The sequence below is a fragment of the Paenisporosarcina sp. P4_E4_2 genome (assembly GCF_056401595.1).
In genome coordinates, this window is sequence record NZ_JBFUJC010000317.1 from 1 (window position 1) to 3,643 (window position 3,643).

The window sequence follows — 3,643 nt, forward strand, 5'->3', positions numbered from 1 at the left end:
ACCTTGATCAGGCATCATGGATACTAGTTGATGTATTTTCACTTCATTCTTTTTATTTGTATATTCTAACTTATGATTTAGAATGACTTTCCCACTGTTTGGATTGATATAATTCATGATTACATTCACAGTGGGAAAGTCATTCTAAATCATAAGTTAGAATATACAAATAAAAAGAATGAAGTGAAAATACATCAACTAGTATCCATGATGCCTGATCAAGGTGACTTATACAATCAGATTTCCGGAAAAGAGCATTTAAAAATTTATTCCTCAATGTGGAACAGTAACCCAAAATTGATTGACAGTATAATAAATGAACTTGGAATGGCGTCATATATAGACAAGAAAACAGGAACGTATTCTTTGGGGATGCGCCAAAGACTTTGCTTTGCAATGCAAATTGTATCAGATACCCAAGTCATGTTAATGGACGAAGTGATGAATGGATTAGATCCTACTCATGTCGAACTTATTTCTCAAATACTAGTTAAAAAGAAAATCGAAGGAAAAACGATTATTGTGGCGTCTCATTTATTAGAAAACTTAGAAAAATATGCGAGCCGCATTTTCTTTATGAAAAATGGAGAATTGATACTAGTCAATGCCATATCCCCTGGGTTTGAAGAAAGAGAAATCACAACCGTAAGAGTAAAAGAAATGACAGAGATGACAAAAGAAAAGTTTTCAAAAGAGTTTCCAGATACAAACGTACGATCATTGCCAAATGACGGTACTCTACTAGATGTACGCGGATATGATTCGGGGAGATTAGGAAATATAGTAGAGTTTCTTAATGAAAATCAAATAACAGAGTTTAGTTTTGGGAAAATAACATTAAATGACTTGTATTCAATGTATTATCAAGAAGGCTGAGGTTATAGGAAAATACCCACATTAGAGTAACTAGGAGGAGTGAAGGTTTTTGAATTTAGTGTTTTTCATTATTATAATATTTTCTCTAATTGTTTCTACACTAACCTGCATTTGGGTATTAAAAAGGCAGAAAAATAAATGGTTTGGAATATTAGGTGCATTGTGTGTAAATTCACTTATTTTATCAATCGCTACTGTCCTTCTTTACAAATTAGACGTTCAAACATTTCATAAACAGACAGACGGATTTTTTAGTAGCTTGGGTATTTTAGTCTTTGTATTTTTTATTCCGGTCATCACTTTTATTAACTACTATACTCTTGAATTATTAAGACAAAGAAGTATGAGTAAGACGGTTTAATCAATATGTAGGATAGTTAAGATGGGATAAAACTCATTATCGTGGGAAAGCTAGCCYTGGTGATGAAAATGAAAAATGGATGGATATTAATAATATTTATTGTTTTAGGAGTGTTTTCTTTATCTATACATTCTAAAGAGGCAACGCTTTTTAGTGATGCATCTAATAAGTATGAAATATTGGAGAGTTCCTATATTTCTTCTGAAGTAAAGATGCCTGGAATTAGAGAGAAAGTATCCTTTGAAGGGTATGAAATTGTCGCAAAGTCATCTGAAGAGAATATTACCTTGTATGCAAAAAAAATGGAGGACTTGGAGAGCCAATATCGAGATTTTAAAATCGATTTCAAAGGTGAAACATACTCCAGACCTTTTTGGATGAACGTTACTAACCCAACGTATGCCCCGGAAATTTTTTACGAAGATATTAACAAAGACCAGAAGAAAGAGCTAATAATAATATTAACGCTCGGTATATGGTACTGGTGCTTTACTTGAAGAGGTTTATGTTTATAGATATACAAATGGATTGATTGACGTGCTAGTTGATGATCCTATAGCAATAATCAATAAAAACGTAAAAACCAAGTTATCAACTGAAAAAGCCGAAATAAGAATAGGTGACAAAGAATATAAAATTGATTTGGCCCCTTTACAAATAAATCCTACTAACTTACTTGAGGATATTGCTTTTGGCGGTGTAATAAAATATGAAGTAAAAGACCAACAACTTACCGCTACACTCCCAGCTCAAATTTCTGCAGCTGGCTATCTTGGCGAAATAGTTATTGTATATGAATATCGTGACAAAATGTATCAAGCAAAATCAATTGAATTCCAACCTAGTGAGTTATTGAAAAAACGGGTGGAGTAGTAAAAAGAGCAGCGATTAAAAATCAATGCTCTTTATTAATTAATTTATTTGTTCAATGAAAGGACCATTATGCATGTACATGTTTCCTTCGAGTGACGGCTCATCTTGACGTTTCTTGAAATTTAATATTAACTACTTCTTCAGTTTCGGTATTATATTCAATTCTTACATGAACGCCGAATTCTCTGTTACCATCTTTTAACCATAATTTAAACTTTTCAATAGTTGTTTTCTCTTTAGATTCGCTTCCTTCATGTAGATAGTCAATAATATCTGCATTGGGATATTTAGATTTTGTCTCTGACATAGCGAGCTGTCCCCACTTAGCGTAAGCTGGAATTTCTCCTTGTGCATGAGCAATAGACGGGATATGTGTTGGTGTTGAATTAGCTGTAATAATAATTCCAAGGGCAACAATTGTTTTTCGCATAATTGATCTCATCTCCTTTTTTATAGGATGAGTCATTTGCTTAAATTCATTCAATCCATACCTCTGTAGTATTGGAAACTGCAACCGATAGAATGATTCTCTCATTCATTATCAAATTCCTAAATCACATAATTGATATTATATCGTTGGAAGAGCCAAAAGTTGCTGAACCAAAAAAAAAGTTAATTTTTCAAATCGAGTTTTAAGGCATAGATGACTTAATCAAAATTTGTATATAAATAAAGTGATGTTACTGACTCAAGGCCAGCTCGCCAATATCTCTGGTACGTAAGAGAACGCGCATTTTATAAAAATATAAAATGTGCGTTCTCCCATTTTCATTAAATAATCAATTCTAGTTTTTGTCGCTACTATATTATTCAACAACTCTTTCACACTGTGATGACAACTTTTCCTTGAGCGTGACCTTCTTCAAAATACCTGAAAGCATCAGGTACTTCACTGAACTTATAACATCTATCAATAATTGGTTTTACTTTGCCGGCTTCAAGTAGTTCTTTCATAAAAATCAGATCTTTTTGGTTTGCACTTTGTAACATGGTACCCATTTTTTTATTGCTGATAAATGAATGCCAAGGTCCAAGTACCATTGCCTGGGTTAGTTGTGCACCGGCACCTCCAACCATAACATAATTTCCTTTGGGATTTAATGAACGCTTATAAGCAGAAATAGGTTTGTATCCGTTAACAGCAAGAATCAGGTCATAACGCTCAGCTTTTTTTGTGAAATCTTCCTTGGTATAGTCAATGACATGGGCTGCTCCAATCGATTGCACGATGTCCACATTTCTCGTACTGCAAACAGCAGTTACCTCAGCCCCAAAAGACTTGGCAATCTGTACTGCGAAAGTACCCACGCCACCAGAGGCACCATTAATCAATACTTTTTGACCTGACTGAATTTTGCCTTTATCCCGGAGACCCTGTAAGGCTGTGACTCCCGCCATAGGTACAGCAGCAGCTTCCACAAAGGAAATATTGGCTGGCTTTATGGCTAATGCATTTTCAGGAACAGCTACATATTCGGCAAATCCAGACCACCCACAACTAGATAAATCTCCGAATACCTCATCGCCTGGTTG

At 34.3% G+C, this 3,643-nt stretch carries 5 protein-coding genes; 3 read left to right on the forward strand and 2 right to left on the reverse strand.

The window, feature by feature from the left end; all coding sequences use genetic code 11:
• The first annotated feature begins 141 nt into the window (after positions 1-141).
• From AC1DSB_RS16230 to AC1DSB_RS16240, 3 genes are all read left to right on the forward strand, one after another.
• The gene (locus AC1DSB_RS16230) at positions 142-876 is read left to right on the forward strand and encodes an ATP-binding cassette domain-containing protein (protein ID WP_477587114.1); all 735 of its coding nucleotides are present in this window, start codon (positions 142-144) and stop codon (positions 874-876) included.
• A 429-nt stretch (positions 877-1,305) separates the two neighbouring features.
• Complete coding sequence (locus tag AC1DSB_RS16235; protein ID WP_477533488.1) at positions 1,306-1,734, forward strand: hypothetical protein; 429 nt, start codon at positions 1,306-1,308, stop codon at positions 1,732-1,734.
• Between the two features lie 40 nt (positions 1,735-1,774).
• Positions 1,775-2,110: a hypothetical protein gene (locus AC1DSB_RS16240; protein ID WP_477587112.1), complete on the forward strand. Its 336-nt coding sequence runs from the start codon at positions 1,775-1,777 to the stop codon at positions 2,108-2,110.
• A 100-nt stretch (positions 2,111-2,210) separates the two neighbouring features.
• Here AC1DSB_RS16240 and AC1DSB_RS16245 read toward each other — a convergent pair whose 3' ends face one another.
• Together AC1DSB_RS16245 and AC1DSB_RS16250 are read right to left on the reverse strand one after the other, a co-directional pair.
• Complete coding sequence (locus tag AC1DSB_RS16245) at positions 2,211-2,540, reverse strand: DUF3889 domain-containing protein (RefSeq protein WP_477532906.1); 330 nt, start codon at positions 2,538-2,540, stop codon at positions 2,211-2,213.
• A 392-nt stretch (positions 2,541-2,932) separates the two neighbouring features.
• Positions 2,933-3,643, reverse strand: a 711-nt coding sequence (locus AC1DSB_RS16250) for an NAD(P)-dependent alcohol dehydrogenase (RefSeq protein ID WP_477587113.1), incomplete at its 5' end; no start/stop codon positions are given.